We start from the raw sequence: 15,906 nt of genomic DNA on the forward strand, positions 1-15,906 counted from the left end.
TGCGGCGTTCAATCGCCGTGCCGTGCGACAAGCCCCGGCACTCGTGCAGGCGCTCGTCGGCCAACCGCAACGGGCGAACGCAGGCCGTGCCGGGGTGCGGCGTTCAACCGCCGTGCCACGCGCGGTCGAGCGCGGCGAGCGTCGCGAGCGCGCCGCCCTTCAGCCCGATCACGTCCGCGCGGCGCGCATGCGCTTCGCGCGCGTTGATGCGGATCACGTCGGCGCCGAGCCGTTCGCTCAGCAGCCGCACGGTCGGAATCGCGGTGCCCGCGCCGATCTCGACGACGCTCACCCGTCCTGCCTGCGCGATCCAGTCGTGCAGCGCCCGCTCCTGCGCGTCGTAGCGTTCGCCGAGCCAGCCGTGGTCGCCGAACATCAGGATGTTCGGCCGCGCGAGGCCGCCGCACCGCGGGCAGCGCGGCAACTCGCCGACCAGCCGGCACGCGGCCGCGTCGACGTCGGGCGTGAACGGCGCGGCGTCCCACGTGTCGTCCGAGCAGGGTCGCAGGCATTGCATCGAATGAATCGAACCGTGAATCTCGACGACACGCGCCGGATCGAAGCCGGCCTTCTGGAACTGGCCGTCGACATTGCTCGTCAGCACGAAGCCGCCGTTCGGCATCGCGTCCATCCAGCGCCGCAGGATCGCGAAGCCCGCGTGCGGCACCGTCCGACGGTAGAGTTCGAGACGATGCCCGTAGAAGCCCCATGCGAGCTGCGGATGCGCGCGGAACGCCTGCGGCGACGCGATCTCGTGGAATTCGAAACGCTCGTGGCGCAGCGCCGGATACGCGCGCCAGAAGCCGTCCGTGCCGCGGAAATCGGGCAGCCCCGAATCGACGCCGATGCCGGCGCCGGCCGTCACGAGCAGCGCATCGGCCCGCGCGAGCGCCTCGACGGCGGACGCGACCAGATGCGCCGGCAGTGGCGCGGCAGCGGCATTGGAATCGGCGGAACCGATGGAGTCGGGCGAATCGGAAATCGGCATGATGGCGCAGCGGTAGCGTCGAACGGTGTACGAATGGCGTCGCGCGATCATACGCCCGTTCGAGTGCCGCGCCGCGGCCTCATCCCGTCGTTGCGCGCCCGCCCGCGGGTTCACGCAGCGCGACGTACTGCAGCAGCATGATCGTCTTCGCGTCGACGATCTCGCCGCGCTCGACGGCATCCAGCGCCGCGTGCAGCGGCATCTCGACGACCTCGAGATCCTCGCCCTCCTCCGCGATCCCGCCGCCGTCGCCCGTGCGCAGCGACGCATCGTATTCGCCGACGAAGAAATGCAGCTTCTCCGTCACCGAGCCCGGGCTCATGAACGCCTCGAACACCTTGCGCACGCCGCGCACGCGATAGCCGGTTTCCTCTTCGGCCTCGGCACGGATGCGTGCGTCGGGCGTCGCGTCGTCGAGCAGGCCCGCGGCGGCTTCGAGCAGCATCCCGTCGTGTCCGTTGACGAACGCCGGCATCCGGAACTGCCGCGTGAGCAGCACGTCGCCCGTCGCCGCGTTGCGCAGCAGGATGGTCGCGCCGTTGCCGCGATCGTAGGTTTCGCGGCTGAGGCGCTGCCACGTGCCGTCGCGGCGCAGGAAATCGAACGTGACCTTCTTCAGCACATACCAGTCATCGGACAGCACCGTCGTATCGACGATGCGGACGCGGTCCCGCGTTGCGGCCATGGCGGCCTCCCATTCGACAAGTGATGGCACTCATGGTAACGTGCATATTCGTGCAATTTCAAGAAATTTCGTGCAAACACGATGCTGACGACCCAACGCAAGAAAGCGATCCTCGACGCGCTCGCCCGCGACGGCCAGGTGCTGGCTGTCGAACTGAGCGCGCAATTCGGCGTGTCCGAGGACACCGTGCGCCGCGACCTGCGCGAGCTGGCGGCCGAAGGCCTGCTGCAACGCGTGCACGGCGGCGCGCTGCCGGCGTCGCCGGCCGTCGCGCCGTTCGCGCAGCGCGAGACGCTCGACACGGCGGAAAAGCGGCGTATCGCACGCCGCGCCGCGCAGATGATCGCGCCGGGACAGGTCGTGATCGTCGACGGCGGCACGACGTCGGCCTTGCTCGTCAGCCAGTTGCCGCCCGACCTGCGCGCGACGATCGTCACGCACAGCCCGAGCGTCGCCGTCGCGCTGGCCGCGCATCCGTCGATCGACGTGATCCTGATCGGCGGACGGTTGTACAAGCATTCGATCGTCGCGGTGGGCGCCGCGGCGATGGAAGGCATCGCGCGCATCCACGCCGACCTGTATTTCATGGGCGTCACGGGCGTTCATCCGGTCGCGGGGCTCAGCACCGGCGACTTCGAGGAAGCGGCGATCAAGCGCGCGCTGGCCGCGCGAGCCGGCGAGACGATCGTGCTGGCGTCGCAATCCAAGCTGCGTGCGGCGTCGCAGTTCGTGATCGGCGAGCTCGCGCTCGCACAGGCCATCGTGGTCGAACGGGAAACCGATGCGGCGCTGACCGAGCCGATCGAGGCCGCGGGCGTGACGGTCGTGCGGGCCTAGCCGCGCGCCGGTTTCGGCGGCCACGCCGACGTCGTTGCGCAAGCATCCTCGCCGGCCGGATGTCAGCGTGCTGACAGGCACCGCTTGCTACCATGGGCGACTGCCCACCCGCCGCGCCTTGTCCGTCCGATGTCTTCGCCCGCCACCCCGATCGCACCCGCGCCGCCCGACGGCGCTGCCCCGCCCCCCGGCGTCCTCGCCCTGTTCATCGCGTTCGCGCAAATCGGCCTCACCAGCTTCGGCGGCGGGCTGAGCGGGCGCATGATGCGCGACTTCGTGCACGAGCGGCGCTGGCTCGACGAAGAGGCGTTCCTCAACGGCCTCGCGCTGTCGCAGGCGCTGCCGGGCGTCAACGTGAAGAATCTCGCGATCTGGATCGGCTACCGGCTGGCCGGATGGCGCGGCGCGGTGGCCGGCTTCACCGGCATCATCGCACCGCCGGCCGTGCTGATCGTGCTGTTCGGCGTCGCGTTCTCGACGCTCACGCGCTTTCCGCTCACGCATGTCGCACTCGCGGGCGCGGCCGCCGCGGCGATCGGGCTGTCGATCTCGATGGCGATCACCGCGGTGCGCCGGCTGCCGCGCCGCGCGCTGCCGTTTGCGGTGACGACACTCACGTTCGTGTCGGTGGCGGTGCTGCACTGGCCGCTCGTCTGGACCGTGCTGATCGGCGGCACGCTGAGCGTCGCGCTCGAATACCGCCGTGCGGGCGCCGCCACCGGCGGGAGCGCCGAACGATGACTGCCCCGTCACGCTATGCCGCCCTGTTCGGCGTATTCGCGCCGCTGTCGATCGCGACGATCGGCGGCGGACAGGCGATCATCGCCGACATCCAGCGGCAGGTCGTCGACGTGCATCACTGGATGACGGCCACGCAGTTCGTGAACGACTTCGCGATCGCGCGGATGGCACCCGGCCCCGGCTCGCTGCTCGCGACGCTGATCGGCTGGCAGGTGGCGGGCTTCTGGGGCGCGGTGATCGCGACGCTCGCGCTGTTCGGGCCGACCGCGTTCCTGATCTACGGCGTCGCGCATCTGTGGCGGCGGCACCAGGGCGCACGCTGGCAGATCGCACTCGAAGCCGGCCTGCGCCCGGTCGCGGCCGGCATGATCCTCGCGTCGGTCTGGGTGCTGCTGCGCGCGCTCGACGGCGGCGGGGCCGCGCGGGCGATCGCGGTCGGGTCGACCGTGTGCGTGATGGGCACGCGCATTCATGCGTTGCTGCTGATCGTCGTCGGCGCGTTGCTGCTGGTCGGCGTGCACGCGATCGGCTGACGGCGGCATCCGCGCCAAGCCGGCCCGCCAAAGCATGCACGGCCCGCTTCGCGATCGACGCGCGCTGACACCGGCGGCGCCGGTCAGCGGCCCGCGACCGAGCGAAACGCGCGACAGGCATCGGCATGCACCTCGAAACCGATGCCCGGCGCCTGCGGCACGGGCGTGTAGCCGGCGTCGACCGTTGCGCCGTCCGCCAGCCCGCTGAACGGATGGAACGCGAACGGGCTGACTTCCGCGCCGCCAAGCCCGAGCGCCGACACGACGTGCAGCGAGAACAGATGGCCGCCATGCGGCCAGAACGCATCGCGCCGCCAGCCGTTCGACACGAAATGGTCGACGATCTGCAGGTAGCCCGGCAGGCCATAGCAATGCACCGGATCGAACACGAGGACGTCGCGGTCCGGGCGCAGGCCGCCGTAGCGCTCGAGCAGCTTCGCTTCCGCGAGCGAGAACAACGCCTCGCCGGCCGCGACCGGCGGCGTGTATTGCGCAGGCAGGTCCGCGTGAAGCGGCAGGTCGAGCGGGTCGCACAGATCCTCGAACCACCAGAGTTCGAACGGGGCCAGCCGCGCGGCGGCAGCGGGGCCGCTCGTCGCGTCGTACGCGTTCATCGCGTCGACCGCGAGATGCGAGCTGTCGGCAAGGCAGGCCGCGGCGGTTTCGACGCGGCGTGTGTCCTGGTCGATATCCGGGCCGCCGATCTTGATCTTCGCGTGCGTGTAGCCGAGATCGGCGATGCGGCGCATCTCGTCCGACAGGTGCGGGAGATCGTCGTGCGGATAGCGGTAGCCGCCGCCCGCGTAGACGCGCACGCGGGGCGCCGCGTCGCGCGCGAGCCGGTCGGCGACGAAGCGATGGAGCGGCAGGCCCGCGATCTTCGCTGTGGCATCCCAGATCGCCATGTCGAGCACGCCGACCGCGACACAGCGTTCGCCGTGCCCGCCGGGCTTCTCGCCCGCCATCATCGCGCGCCATGCGCGAAACGGATCGAGGTTCGTGCCGGCGTCGTCGGCGATGGCGTGCGCGGCGGCCAGCAGACGCGGCGCGAACCGTTCGCGAATCAGCCCGCCCTGCGCATGGCGGCCGACCGACGCGTAGCCATAGCCCGTGACCGGCCGGCCATCGCGCACGACATCGGTGACGATCGCGACGACGCTCGTCGTCAGGCCGCCCGACGGAATCGCCGGATCGGCATAGCGGGAAACCGGGATCGCCTGCTCACGGATGTCGGTGATGCGCATGGTCGGGGTTCCGGGAAAACGTTCGGCGTTCGCGGGCCATGCACGCGCGGCAGCCGGCGTGACGGGCGGATCGCTGCATCATAGGCGCTTGCGCGATGCCCTGCATGCTCGCGATCGTCGCGATGCCGTGAAGTCATGCGACTTGATCGACAGGGTCCGAATCGTGCCGTACCGCATCGGTGCGCGCATGCGTGCTCCGTCATGCGCGAGGCGCGTGACACGTGCATTTGCGCGTCGGCCATGCGCGGCCTCGGCAACGCGCGCCGAGATCCAATGGCGCCCCCGCGATTTACGCTTATACCGCGGCACCGCCGCGCCGATCGGCATCGCACGCGAAACATGTCGCTGCCGGTGAGCAGGCGGGTGAACAGCGCGTCACCCGGCGCGATCCGCGCGATAGTGGAACCGGCCGGGCGTGCGACCACGCTCGGCGAGCTGCTTCCGACCCGGAACGCGTTTTATTTTGTTGGGCCGGGGTTCGCTGCTGGCGATCCCCGGCTGAATCCGCTGTTCGTCGGGATCGGCTGAAGGTGCGGCTCAACGCGTCGGTGCGACCGGCGCGTTGGCGCAGCCCGAACCGATCCACACGCTCAGGCGAAGACGAAGTACTTGCGCACCGTCTCCACCACTTCCCACGTTCCTTTCATGCCGGGTTCGATCACGAACACGTCGCCGGCCTTCAGGTGCACCGGCTCCTCGCCTTCCGGCGTGATGATGCAGTAGCCGTCGAGGAAGTGGCAGTACTCCCATTTCTCGTAGTTCACCTCGAACTTGCCCGGCGTGCAGATCCAGGTGCCCATGATCTTGCTGCCGTCCTTGGAGACGTAGGCGTTGAGGTTCACGGTGTGCGGATCGCCGCCGATGCGCTTCCACTTGGTCGCGTCGACGACCGGGGTCGGGCAGGTTTTGCGCAGAACGGTGATGAAATCGGACATGTCAGCTCCAGACTAACGATCGGGTAAGAGGTCTGTCACGTTAGTTCGAAAGCTGCACCGCAGCTTGTATGCGTCCGACACCGACTCGTCCATTTTCGACACGGGCCCGCATGCAGGCGCGCCGCCAGCGCATTTTCCGGACGGCCTTGCGTTGACGGACCGCTGCAGACCGATCCTTGACGCTCAATCGCACCGCCACCGGGCCATGCCGGTTTCAAGGCCGGCGGCCAAAACGCCTCAAAACGCCTTGCTTGCAACATCCGCGCCAAACCCTGTAGAATTACGCGTTCTGCGGGCGTCGTATAATGGCCATTACCTCAGCTTCCCAAGCTGATGACGTGGGTTCGATTCCCATCGCCCGCTCCACCTTCGGCTGCTCGGCAGCCTGCGCAAGAGCCGCCTCGTCGAAGGCGGCTTTTTTGTACCATCTGCCTGTCCATCCGGCAGCACCGCTGCGCGTAGCGGGCGTAACGGGCCCGCGCCCGAACCAAGCCTTTCTCTGTCACCGATGATGCACGACGATCCGAACGAAGCCGGCCTGCCGCCGGACGACGCCGCCCTTCCCGACGAAGCCGCCGACGGCGCCGACGAAGTCAATCCGCTGCACCGACGCCGCATCCGCAGCTTCGTGACGCGCGCCGGCCGCGTGTCGACCGGCCAGCGTCGCGCGCTCGACGATCTGGGCCCGCGCTTCGTCGTGCCGTACGCCGCTGAAATCCCCGACTGGGACGCCGTGTTCGGCCGCCGCGCGCCGCGCATCCTGGAAATCGGCTTCGGGATGGGCGCGTCGACCGCGGAAATCGCCGCGCATCGCCCGGGCGACGACTTCCTCGGCGTCGAGGTGCACGAGCCGGGCGTCGGCGCGCTGCTGAAGCTGATCGGCGAGCAGGACCTGCCGAACATCCGCATCATCCAGCACGACGCGGTCGAAGTGCTCGAGCACATGCTCGCGCCGGAAAGCCTCGACGGCGTGCACATCTTCTTCCCGGATCCGTGGCACAAGGCGCGTCACCACAAGCGCCGGCTGATCCAGCCGCCGCTCGTCGCGCACCTCGCATCACGCCTGAAACCGGGTGCGTACCTGCATTGCGCGACCGACTGGCAGAACTATGCGGAACAGATGCTGGAAGTACTCGGCGCCGAACCGACGCTCGAAAACACGGCCGCCGACTACGCGCCGCGCCCCGACTACCGCCCCGTCACGAAGTTCGAACGGCGCGGGCTGCGGCTCGGCCACGGCGTGTGGGACCTGGTGTTCCGCAAGCGCGCCGGCTGACCACGGCTCGCGGCAGCACGGCGCATGCTGCGCGCCGCGCCATGAAAATCGGCCCGACCGGCATCTTGCCGATCGGGCCGTTCTTCATCCATCTGTCGGGAGCACCTGTGCCCCGCACCGGCATCACGCCCAGTTCAGCCACCCGCTGTAGCCCACCAGCAACACGAACAGGCCGAACGCGATCCGGTACCACGCGAACACGGTGAAGTCGTGCGTCGCGACGAAGCGCAGCAGCCAGCGCACGCACACGAACGCGCTGACGAACGCGGCCACCAGCCCGAGCGCGAACAGGCCGAGCGAGTCGACCGTGAATGCCTGCCAGTCCTTGACGGTTTCATAGAGCGTCGCGCCGAAGATGATCGGAATCGCGAGGAAGAACGAGAATTCGGTCGCGACGCGCCGGTCGAGGCCGAACAGCATCCCGCCGATGATCGTCGAGCCGGAGCGCGACATGCCCGGCACCAGCGCGAAGCATTGCGCGAGGCCGACCTTCAGCGCATCGAGCGGCGTGAGCGCATCGACCGACTGCACGCGCGGCGGCTCGCTGCGTTCGCGCTGCCGCGCCTCGGCCCACAGGATGATCGCGCCGCCGACGACGAGCGCGAATGCGACCGGCACCGGCGAGAACAGCACGGCCTTGATCTTCTTCTCGAACAGCAGGCCGAGCGCGATCGCGGGAATGGTCGCGATCACGACGTTCAGCGTGAAGCGCTGCGCGTCGGGCCGGCTCGGCAGCCCGGACACGATGGACACGATCCGCTGCCGGTATTCCCAGCAGACCGCGAGAATCGCGCCGAACTGGATCACGACGTCGAAGGTCTTCGCGTGCGCATCGTTGAAATTCAGGAAACTGCCCGCGACGATCAGGTGGCCGGTGCTCGACACCGGGAGGAATTCCGTCAGCCCCTCGACGACGCCGAGGATCAATGCCTTGCAGATCAGGATCCAGTCCATCCGTGGCCCAACTCCGAAGTAGTCGAAAGAAAAGGCCGCGTCACCGCCGCGGCCCGCCCGGCCGCGCGCGGTGCGCCGTCACTTTTCGACGATCGCCACGCGTATGCCGTTTGTAAGAATCGTAATTGTACCGGGTTCGTAGTTCACGCCGGCAAATTGCAGTTGCTCGGGCTTGAACGTATAGATCGGATAGTTGGTCAGCACCTGCGTCGCGAGCAGGCCGGCGGCCGCGCCGACCTGTTGCGCGTACATCTGCGCGTTGCCGTCGAGCACGAGGCTGTCGACGGCCGGCGCCTTCAGCACGACCGAGCGGCTCGGCGCGTCGTAGGCCAGCTGGCCCGACACGGTGAACTTGCCGCTCACCGGTTCGCTCAGGAACGGACTCGCGAAATGCGCATCGAGCTGCACCGCGACGCGGTTCTGGTCGGGCAGCAGGTTGACGGCCGGATTCGCCAGCGACACGTCGACGACCTGCGCGACCGTCTTCTGGTACGGAAACTTGCGCGCGACGGCCTTCTGCACGTCGCCGCGCGAGAACGTGTAGTGATCGGGAATGAACGGAAACGTCGACGCGCAGGCGGCGAGCGATACCGACACGCCGATGGCGCCGGCGCAAGCGGCGAGGAAGCGGCGCCGGCCAGGCGTGCAAGATGCGGTCATGCTGAACAATCTCCTGTATCGGGCGAAGCGGCAGTCCGGTTATCGGCTCCGCCCCATGTGGCGCCGGGGACCGAAGTTAGTGCTTCGACGCGCGTCGCCGGTTCCATGCGCGTGCCGGCAAACGACAGCGCGGGCAGCGCGTCAGCGGGCCGCGCCGGGCGACGGCTGCGTCGCGATCTCGAGGCGCGTCAGCCACGCGAGCGCGTCGTCGCGCGACGCACCGCACATCTCGGCGGACGGCTGCAGCCCGGAACAGCACGCGGGCCGCTCGGGCCGGCCGAAGATCCGGCAGCGCAGGTCGTCGCCGAGCTGCACGCAGCGCACGCCGGCCGGCTTGCCGTCGGGCATCCCCGGAATCGGCGAGGAAATCGATGGCGCGATGCAGCATGCGCCGCACCCCTCGCGGCACGCATGCGGCGGCGGGACCTCGGCGGGCGCCGGACGGACAGGCATTTCGACGGACACTCGGCTCTCTCACGAACAACAAAAAACGGTGCGGCAACCGGACGCAGCGTGCGGCAGCCCACCGCGCATTGTGCCACCGCCGGCTGCGACGTTATTACACAATGCAGCCGGAACGCGCGTTCATATACTCCAAAGCATCCAAAAAGCGCGAGACCATCATGAGTTCCGGTTCTGCCGACACACTGTTCCGTCCCGATTTGCTCGCGAAGTACGGTGCGAACGGGCCGCGCTATACGTCCTACCCCACCGCGCTGCAGTTCCGCGACGAATTCGACCCGGCCGACTACGTGCGCGCCGCGGGCGATCCCGGCGCGTCGGCGAGCGACCTGTCGCTGTACTTTCACATCCCGTTCTGCAATACGGCCTGCTTCTATTGCGGCTGCAACAAGATCGCGACCAACAACCGCCGCCGCGCGCGCCCGTATCTCGAGCAACTGAAGCGCGAACTGGCGCTGCAGGCCGCGCTGTTCGATCCCGCGCGCCCAGTCACGCAGCTTCACTGGGGCGGCGGCACGCCGACCTTCCTGTCCGACGACGAAACGGCCGAGCTGATGGCGGCCACCCGCGAACATTTCGCGCTCGCGCCGGACGCCGGCGCCGAGTTCTCGATCGAGATCGACCCGCGCACGGTCACGCCCGCGACGCTCGTCCACCTGCGCAACATCGGCTTCAACCGGCTGAGCCTCGGCGTGCAGGATTTCGATCCGGTCGTGCAGCAGGCGATCAACCGGGTCCAGCCGCGCGCGATGACGGCCGACCTGCTGTCGGCCGCGCGCACGACGGGCTTCCAATCGGTCAGCGTCGACCTGATCTACGGGCTGCCGCACCAGACGGTCGCCGTGTTCGCGCGCACGCTCGAGACGATCATCGAGCTCGCGCCGGACCGCCTGTCGGTATTCGGCTACGCGCACATGCCGCACCTGTTCAAGATGCAGCGGCAGATCGACGACGCGACGCTGCCGCCGCCCGCAACGCGCATCGCACTGCTCGGCCTCGCGATCGACATGCTGACGCAGGCCGGCTACGTGTACATCGGGATGGACCACTTCGCGCGGCCTTCCGACGAACTCGTGCGCGCGCAGCGCAACGGCACGCTGCAACGCAATTTCCAGGGCTACAGCACGCGCGCGGATACCGACCTGATCGGCCTCGGCGTGTCGTCGATCGGCAAGGTCGGCGACGTCTACGCACAGAACGCGAAGGACCTGCCGGCCTATGGCGCCGCGCTCGACGCGGGCCGGCTGCCGATCGCGCGCGGCGTGCGGCTCACGCCCGACGACCGGCTGCGCCGCGACGTGATCACGCAGCTGATGTGCAACCTCGAACTGCCGTTCTCGCATATCGAGGCGGCGCACGGGATCCGCTTCGCCGATCACTTCGCGCGCGAGCTCGACGCGCTGCGCGGGTTCGAGCAGGACGGCCTGCTGACCGTCGCCGGCGACCGCCTGACGATCCATCCGGCCGGCCGGATGGTCGTGCGCAACATCGCGATGGCGTTCGACGCGTACCTCGGCCAGACGCCGCATCAGCGCTACTCGCGCACCGTCTGACACCGCACGGCCGCATGCGGGCGGCCGGTTTGATAAAGTAAGGGGCTCCACGCCCATGCAAGAACCCGCACGATGCGCACCACCAAAGCAACCCACGCGGTCGAACGCCTGAAGACCCGTTCCGGCAACCCGCAGTTCGCCGCCGTCGCGATGGCGGGCGGCCTGTTCTACCTGGTCGACCGCTCCGGCGGCACCGCCGAGAAACGCAGCGAGCCGCTGCCGCTCGACGAATTCGTCAGGTTCGTCGACGAATTCGGCCCCAAAAAGCCGCGCAAGGCGAGCAAGCTCGACCTCGCGTTCGAGGCGCAGATCAAGAAGAGCAAGGCGTAAAGGTCTGTTGCAGGCCGTCTGAAGGCTTCGCCGCCGCCCCGTTTGGTACAATCACGAAGTTTCTCTATCCCCGCTGACGGCCGACCTGGCTGCGTGACCACACCATGAATATCGAAAACGCGCGTTTCAACATGATCGAACAACAGATCCGGCCGTGGGACGTGCTGGATCTGGACGTCCTGGGCCTGCTGTCGATCGTCAAGCGTGAACACTACGTGTCGCCCGAACACCGCGATCTCGCGTTCGCCGACCTCGAGTTGCCGCTGCCCGGCGGCCGCAGCAAGATGCTGTTCCCGCGAGTCGAAGCGCGCGTGCTGCAGGAACTGGCGGTCAAGAAGCACGAGAACGTGCTCGTGATCGGTGCGGGTTCGGGCTACCTGGCCGCGCTGTTCGCGCATCGCGCGCAGCACGTGACGGCCGTCGAGATCGATCCGGCCATCGCGAAGTTCGCGGCCGACAACCTGCGCAACGACGGCGTGACGAACGCGGAAGTCGCGCTCGGCGACGGCTCGCTCGGCTGGCCCGACAAGGCGCCGTACGACGTGATCTGCGTCGCGGGCGGCCTGCCGGTCGTGCCGCAGCAGATGCTCGAACAGCTGAAGATCGGCGGCCGCCTGTCGGCGTTCGTCGGCGGCCGTCCGGTGATGAAGGCGCAGGTCATCACGCGCATCGACGAGAAGCAGTACCGCGTCGCCGACGTATTCGAAACCTACGTCGACCACCTCGTCAACGCGATCGAACCGTCGCGGTTCAAGTTCTGAGCGGCGGCCCCATGCAGATCCTGACGCCCGCGATGCTCGCGGAATGGCTTCGCGATCCGGCGCGCCCCGCGCCGGTCGTGCTCGACGTGCGCGAGCCGTGGGAAATCTCGACCGCGCAGATCGCCGGCAGCGTGTCGATCCCGATGCAGCAGATCCCCGCGCGCAGCGAGGAGCTCGACGACGAAACGGAAATCGTCTGCGTGTGCCATCACGGGATGCGCAGCGCGCAAGTCGCGATGTTCCTCGAATCGCGCGGCTTCACGAAGCTGTACAACCTGCAGGGCGGCATCGACGCGTGGTCGCGTGACGTCGATCCGTCCGTACCGCGTTACTGACCTTCCCGGCGGCGCATCGCGCGCCGCCACGGCGACCGGCGAGTAATAGCCGATCGCTCCAGTCCCGCCGAACGGGCGCGCATCGCGCGCCCGTTTGCGTTTCTGCTGCACCGTTCCATCCTCTTCCGTTTGTTTCAGCACGCCGGCCATCCGCGTCCGCTCGATGACGCGAGGCGGCGAGAACCCGGGCAACGCACCCGTCGAGCGGAGCGCCTCGCCCCTCCCCTGGCACTTCGTGACCAAGCCGTGTGCACGCGACGCCGACACGACACGACCGGATGCGTGCGCATCGATCCCGCGCCGCCCCCCCTTCGACGTGTGATGCACGCGCTCGAACCCGGGCCCCAGCCGTGCACCATTTGCGCCCGCACGAGCGCACCGCAACGGATCGCGCATGCTGCACGACGCGTCATGCGCACCGCGCCGGCGCCCCGCGCCGCCCCGCACAGGCACGCCCGGCGTGCATCGGCGCGACTGGCACATGCCTTGCGTTACTCCGATGCCGGCGCCGCCACGGCGCACGCACATCCAACATGACAAGGGGATCCCGATGAAACGTCGCAGTCTGTTGAAGTTCGGTTCGATGGCCGGTGCACTCGCGCTGGCAGGCAAGAGTCCGTTCGCTCACGCGGCCGATGCGGGCACGGGCCCGATCAAGGTCGGCATCCTGCATTCGCTGTCGGGCACGATGGCAATCTCCGAAACGTCGCTGAAGGACACGGCGCTGATGACGATCGCCGAGATCAACAAGAACGGCGGCGTGATGGGCCGCAAGCTCGAGCCGGTGGTCGTCGATCCCGCATCGAACTGGCCGCTGTTCGCGGAGAAGGCGCGCCAGCTGCTCACGCAGGACAAGGTCGCGTGCGTGTTCGGCTGCTGGACGTCGGTGTCGCGCAAGTCGGTGCTGCCGGTGTTCGAGGAACTGAACGGCCTGCTCTACTACCCGGTGCAATACGAAGGCGAGGAAATGTCGCGCAACGTGTTCTACACGGGCGCCGCGCCGAACCAGCAGGCGATCCCCGCCGTCGAGTACCTGATGAGCGCGGAAGGCGGCGGCGCGAAGCGCTTCTTCCTGCTCGGCACCGACTACGTGTATCCGCGCACGACCAACAAGATCCTGCGCGCGTTCCTGAAATCGAAGGGCGTGAAGGACGCCGACATTCAGGAGGTCTACACGCCGTTCGGCCACAGCGATTACCAGACGATCGTCGCGAACATCAAGAACTTCGCCCAGGGCGGCAAGACGACCGTGGTCTCGACGATCAACGGCGATTCGAACGTGCCGTTCTACAAGGAACTCGGCAACCAGGGGATCAAGGCGACCGACGTGCCGGTGGTCGCGTTCTCGGTCGGCGAGGAAGAGCTGCGCGGCATCGACACGAAGCCGCTCGTCGGCCATCTCGCCGCGTGGAACTACTTCATGTCGGTGAAGAACCCGACCAACACGAAGTTCAAGGACCAGTTTGCCGCGTGGGTGAAGGCGAACAACCTGCCGGGCGGCGCGAAGCGCGTGACGAACGATCCGATGGAGGCAACCTACGTGGGCATCCACATGTGGAAGCAGGCCGTCGAAAAGGCGAAGAGCACCGACGTCGACAAGGTGCGCGTCGCGATGATCGGCCAGACGGTTGCCGGCCCCTCGGGCTTCACGCTCTCGATGGACGGCAACCATCACCTGCACAAGCCGGTGATGATCGGCGAGATTCGCGGCGACGGGCAATTCAACGTCGTGTGGAAGACGAAGACCGCGGTGCGCGCGCAGCCGTGGAGCCCGTTCATCGCAGGCAACCAGGGCAAGCCGGACATCGTCAGCTCGATCCCGGCGTTCCTGCGCCGGCAGCGCGCGGCGCTGGCCTGATGCGATGCGGGGCGCTGCGCACCGGCGTGGCGCTCCGCTTGCAGGATGGTGCGCGAATGCCGGTACTCACCGTAACGCATCGCACGCGCACCGCCGCACGAACCCGCTTTCCCACGCCCGACAGGATCTCCCGATGCCTACACGCTTTCGCCGCGCCGCCGTCGCGGTCGTCGCCTGTGCCGCGCTGGCGGGCGCACTGCCGCGCGCCGCGTTCGCCCTGACGGCCGCCGATACCGCCGCGCTCGCCGGCGACGACTTCGACGCGAAGACGGCCGCGGTCGACCATCTCGCCGCCGATGCCGACCCGCGCGCCGTCGCGTTGCTCCATGCGCTGTCGAGCGGCGACGCGCTCGCGACCGGCGACGGCCGCCTGCTGATCCAGACCGGCGACACCGCGCACGACGCGCTCACGCAAGCCGCGACGCCGGCCGGCGACGCGCAGCCCGTGATGCTGAACAACCTGCTGCGCACGAAGATCGCCGGCGCGCTGTCGGGCCTCGCACTCGCGTCGCCCGACGTCGCCGCGCGCCGCGACGCGATCGATGCGCTGCTGAAGTCGCCCGACCCGGCGCTCAAGCCGATGATCGATCGCGCGCGCGCGAAGGAAACCGATCCCGCGCTGAAGCGCCGCCTCGACGCACTGTGGGCCATTGCCGCGCTGCACGACGCCGATCCGGCGAAGCGTCTGGAAGCCGTGCAGGTGGTGGCCGCGCGCCGCGACCTCGACATGATCGAGCAGTTGCGCCCGCTCGTCGCGAAGAATGCCGACGGCAGCTACACGGAACCCGACGCGCGCGTGCGCGACGCCGCGCAGCAAGGCCTCGACGCATTGCACGCGCTGCAGCGCCGCGGCGAAATCGCCGGCACCGTGTTCGCGGGCCTGTCGCTCGGCAGCGTGCTGCTGCTCGCGGCGCTCGGCCTCGCGATCACGTACGGGCTGATCGGCGTGATCAACATGGCGCACGGTGAATTCCTGATGATCGGTGCGTACGCAACCTATGTCGTGCAGACGCTGATCCAGCGCTACGCGCCGGCCGCGTTCGACTGGTATCCGCTCGTCGCGGTGCCCGTCTCGTTCGCGGCGGCCGCGCTGGTCGGCGTCGTGCTGGAGCGGCTCGTGCTGCGGCACCTGTACGGCCGCCCGCTCGAGACGCTGCTCGCGACCTTCGGCGTGAGCCTGATCCTGATCCAGGCGACGCGCATGCTGTTCGGCGCGCAGAACGTGCAGGTCGTGAACCCGTCGTGGATGAGCGGCGGCGTCACCGTGATGCAGAACCTGATCCTGCCGTACAACCGGCTCGCGATCCTCGCGTTCGCGCTCGCGGTCGTGTGCGTCGCGTGGGGCGTGCTGACGAAGACGCGGCTCGGCCTGTTCGTGCGCGCGGTCACGCAGAACCGCCGGATGGCCGCGTGCGTCGGCGTGAAGACCGCGCGCGTCGACGCGTATGCGTTCGCGTTCGGCGCGGGCATCGCGGGCCTCGGCGGCTGCGCGCTGTCGCAGATCGGCAACGTGGGCCCCGACCTCGGGCAGAACTACATCATCGATTCGTTCATGGCGGTCGTGCTCGGCGGGGTCGGCCAGATCGCCGGCACCGTGCTCGGCGGCTTCGGGCTCGGCCTCGTCAGCAAGGCGATCGAGCCGTTCTGGGGCGCCGTGCTCGCGAAGATCGCAGTGCTCGTGATGATCGTCCTGTTCATCCAGAAACGTCCGCAGGGCATGTTCGCCCCGAAGGGACGCAGCGCGGAGGCCTGAC

At 68.6% G+C, this 15,906-nt stretch carries 18 protein-coding genes and 1 tRNA gene; 12 read left to right on the forward strand and 7 right to left on the reverse strand.

The features are described from left to right. Positions 1 to 103: 103 nt before the first annotated feature. Complete coding sequence (locus DID98_RS16685) at positions 104 to 988, reverse strand: Sir2 family NAD-dependent protein deacetylase (protein ID WP_124521621.1); 885 nt, start codon at positions 986 to 988, stop codon at positions 104 to 106. A gap of 79 nt (positions 989 to 1,067) precedes the next feature. Next, positions 1,068 to 1,673, reverse strand: coding sequence for an NUDIX domain-containing protein (locus DID98_RS16690; protein ID WP_044846237.1), 606 nt, complete (start codon positions 1,671 to 1,673; stop codon positions 1,068 to 1,070). Between the two features lie 81 nt (positions 1,674 to 1,754). On the opposite strand from DID98_RS16690, the gene DID98_RS16695 reads away from it, so the two are divergent. The 3 genes from DID98_RS16695 (at position 1,755) to DID98_RS16705 (ending at position 3,784) form a co-directional block, all read left to right on the forward strand. Continuing rightward, the gene (locus DID98_RS16695) at positions 1,755 to 2,510 is read left to right on the forward strand and encodes a DeoR/GlpR family DNA-binding transcription regulator (protein ID WP_044846306.1); all 756 of its coding nucleotides are present in this window, start codon (positions 1,755 to 1,757) and stop codon (positions 2,508 to 2,510) included. Positions 2,511 to 2,639: 129 nt separating this feature from the next. After that, positions 2,640 to 3,251: a chromate transporter gene (locus DID98_RS16700; protein ID WP_124571040.1), complete on the forward strand. Its 612-nt coding sequence runs from the start codon at positions 2,640 to 2,642 to the stop codon at positions 3,249 to 3,251. Next, positions 3,248 to 3,784, forward strand: a complete 537-nt coding sequence (locus DID98_RS16705) for a chromate transporter (RefSeq protein ID WP_124571041.1) — start codon at positions 3,248 to 3,250, stop codon at positions 3,782 to 3,784. Before DID98_RS16700 ends, DID98_RS16705 begins: the two co-directional genes overlap by 4 nt. A gap of 83 nt (positions 3,785 to 3,867) precedes the next feature. Here DID98_RS16705 and DID98_RS16710 read toward each other — a convergent pair whose 3' ends face one another. Continuing rightward, positions 3,868 to 5,028: an enolase C-terminal domain-like protein gene (locus DID98_RS16710; RefSeq protein ID WP_124571042.1), complete on the reverse strand. Its 1,161-nt coding sequence runs from the start codon at positions 5,026 to 5,028 to the stop codon at positions 3,868 to 3,870. Positions 5,029 to 5,367: 339 nt separating this feature from the next. Here DID98_RS16710 and DID98_RS16715 point away from each other — a divergent pair, with 339 nt between their 5' ends. Beyond that, positions 5,368 to 5,556 (forward strand): hypothetical protein, encoded by a 189-nt coding sequence (locus DID98_RS16715; protein WP_124571043.1) that lies wholly within the window; start codon positions 5,368 to 5,370, stop codon positions 5,554 to 5,556. A gap of 62 nt (positions 5,557 to 5,618) precedes the next feature. On the opposite strand, the gene DID98_RS16720 is transcribed toward DID98_RS16715, so the two are convergent. Further along, the gene (locus DID98_RS16720; RefSeq protein ID WP_059448122.1) at positions 5,619 to 5,963 is read right to left on the reverse strand and encodes a cupin domain-containing protein; all 345 of its coding nucleotides are present in this window, start codon (positions 5,961 to 5,963) and stop codon (positions 5,619 to 5,621) included. Positions 5,964 to 6,254: 291 nt separating this feature from the next. Between DID98_RS16720 and DID98_RS16725 the strand changes: the two genes are divergently transcribed. Both DID98_RS16725 and trmB read left to right on the forward strand, forming a co-directional pair. After that, a tRNA-Gly gene (locus tag DID98_RS16725) sits at positions 6,255 to 6,329 on the forward strand. 142 nt (positions 6,330 to 6,471) lie between these two features. After that, positions 6,472 to 7,239 (forward strand): tRNA (guanosine(46)-N7)-methyltransferase TrmB, encoded by a 768-nt coding sequence (gene trmB / locus DID98_RS16730; protein ID WP_059605632.1) that lies wholly within the window; start codon positions 6,472 to 6,474, stop codon positions 7,237 to 7,239. Positions 7,240 to 7,362: 123 nt separating this feature from the next. Here trmB and DID98_RS16735 read toward each other — a convergent pair whose 3' ends face one another. The 3 genes from DID98_RS16735 to DID98_RS16745 all read right to left on the reverse strand — a co-directional run bounded on the left by DID98_RS16735 (position 7,363) and on the right by DID98_RS16745 (position 9,306). Further along, positions 7,363 to 8,193, reverse strand: coding sequence for an undecaprenyl-diphosphate phosphatase (locus DID98_RS16735; RefSeq protein WP_044846253.1), 831 nt, complete (start codon positions 8,191 to 8,193; stop codon positions 7,363 to 7,365). A 78-nt stretch (positions 8,194 to 8,271) separates the two neighbouring features. Then, the gene (locus DID98_RS16740; RefSeq protein ID WP_044846254.1) at positions 8,272 to 8,853 is read right to left on the reverse strand and encodes a DUF1439 domain-containing protein; all 582 of its coding nucleotides are present in this window, start codon (positions 8,851 to 8,853) and stop codon (positions 8,272 to 8,274) included. 141 nt (positions 8,854 to 8,994) lie between these two features. Beyond that, complete coding sequence (locus DID98_RS16745) at positions 8,995 to 9,306, reverse strand: YkgJ family cysteine cluster protein (protein ID WP_044846310.1); 312 nt, start codon at positions 9,304 to 9,306, stop codon at positions 8,995 to 8,997. 170 nt (positions 9,307 to 9,476) lie between these two features. On the opposite strand from DID98_RS16745, the gene hemN reads away from it, so the two are divergent. From hemN to urtB, 6 genes are all read left to right on the forward strand, one after another. Then, a complete protein-coding gene (hemN, locus tag DID98_RS16750) occupies positions 9,477 to 10,868 on the forward strand; it encodes an oxygen-independent coproporphyrinogen III oxidase (protein ID WP_124571044.1) in 1,392 nt (463 codons plus the stop codon). A 72-nt stretch (positions 10,869 to 10,940) separates the two neighbouring features. Beyond that, on the forward strand, positions 10,941 to 11,198 hold the full coding sequence (locus DID98_RS16755; RefSeq protein ID WP_044846256.1) for a hypothetical protein: 258 nt from the start codon (positions 10,941 to 10,943) through the stop codon (positions 11,196 to 11,198). A 104-nt stretch (positions 11,199 to 11,302) separates the two neighbouring features. Beyond that, entirely contained in the window at positions 11,303 to 11,959 is a 657-nt protein-coding gene (locus DID98_RS16760) for a protein-L-isoaspartate O-methyltransferase (RefSeq protein WP_124487749.1), read from the forward strand. Positions 11,960 to 11,970: 11 nt separating this feature from the next. Beyond that, entirely contained in the window at positions 11,971 to 12,294 is a 324-nt protein-coding gene (locus DID98_RS16765) for a rhodanese-like domain-containing protein (protein ID WP_124571045.1), read from the forward strand. Positions 12,295 to 12,844: 550 nt separating this feature from the next. Next, on the forward strand, positions 12,845 to 14,152 hold the full coding sequence (gene urtA / locus DID98_RS16770) for an urea ABC transporter substrate-binding protein (RefSeq protein ID WP_124571046.1): 1,308 nt from the start codon (positions 12,845 to 12,847) through the stop codon (positions 14,150 to 14,152). Positions 14,153 to 14,285: 133 nt separating this feature from the next. After that, positions 14,286 to 15,905 (forward strand): urea ABC transporter permease subunit UrtB, encoded by a 1,620-nt coding sequence (urtB, locus tag DID98_RS16775; protein ID WP_124571047.1) that lies wholly within the window; start codon positions 14,286 to 14,288, stop codon positions 15,903 to 15,905. The last annotated feature ends 1 nt before the right edge of the window (position 15,906 follow it).

It is taken from the genome of Burkholderia sp. Bp8984 (genome assembly GCF_003853755.1).
In the GTDB taxonomy this organism is placed as follows: Bacteria; Pseudomonadota; Gammaproteobacteria; order Burkholderiales; family Burkholderiaceae; genus Burkholderia.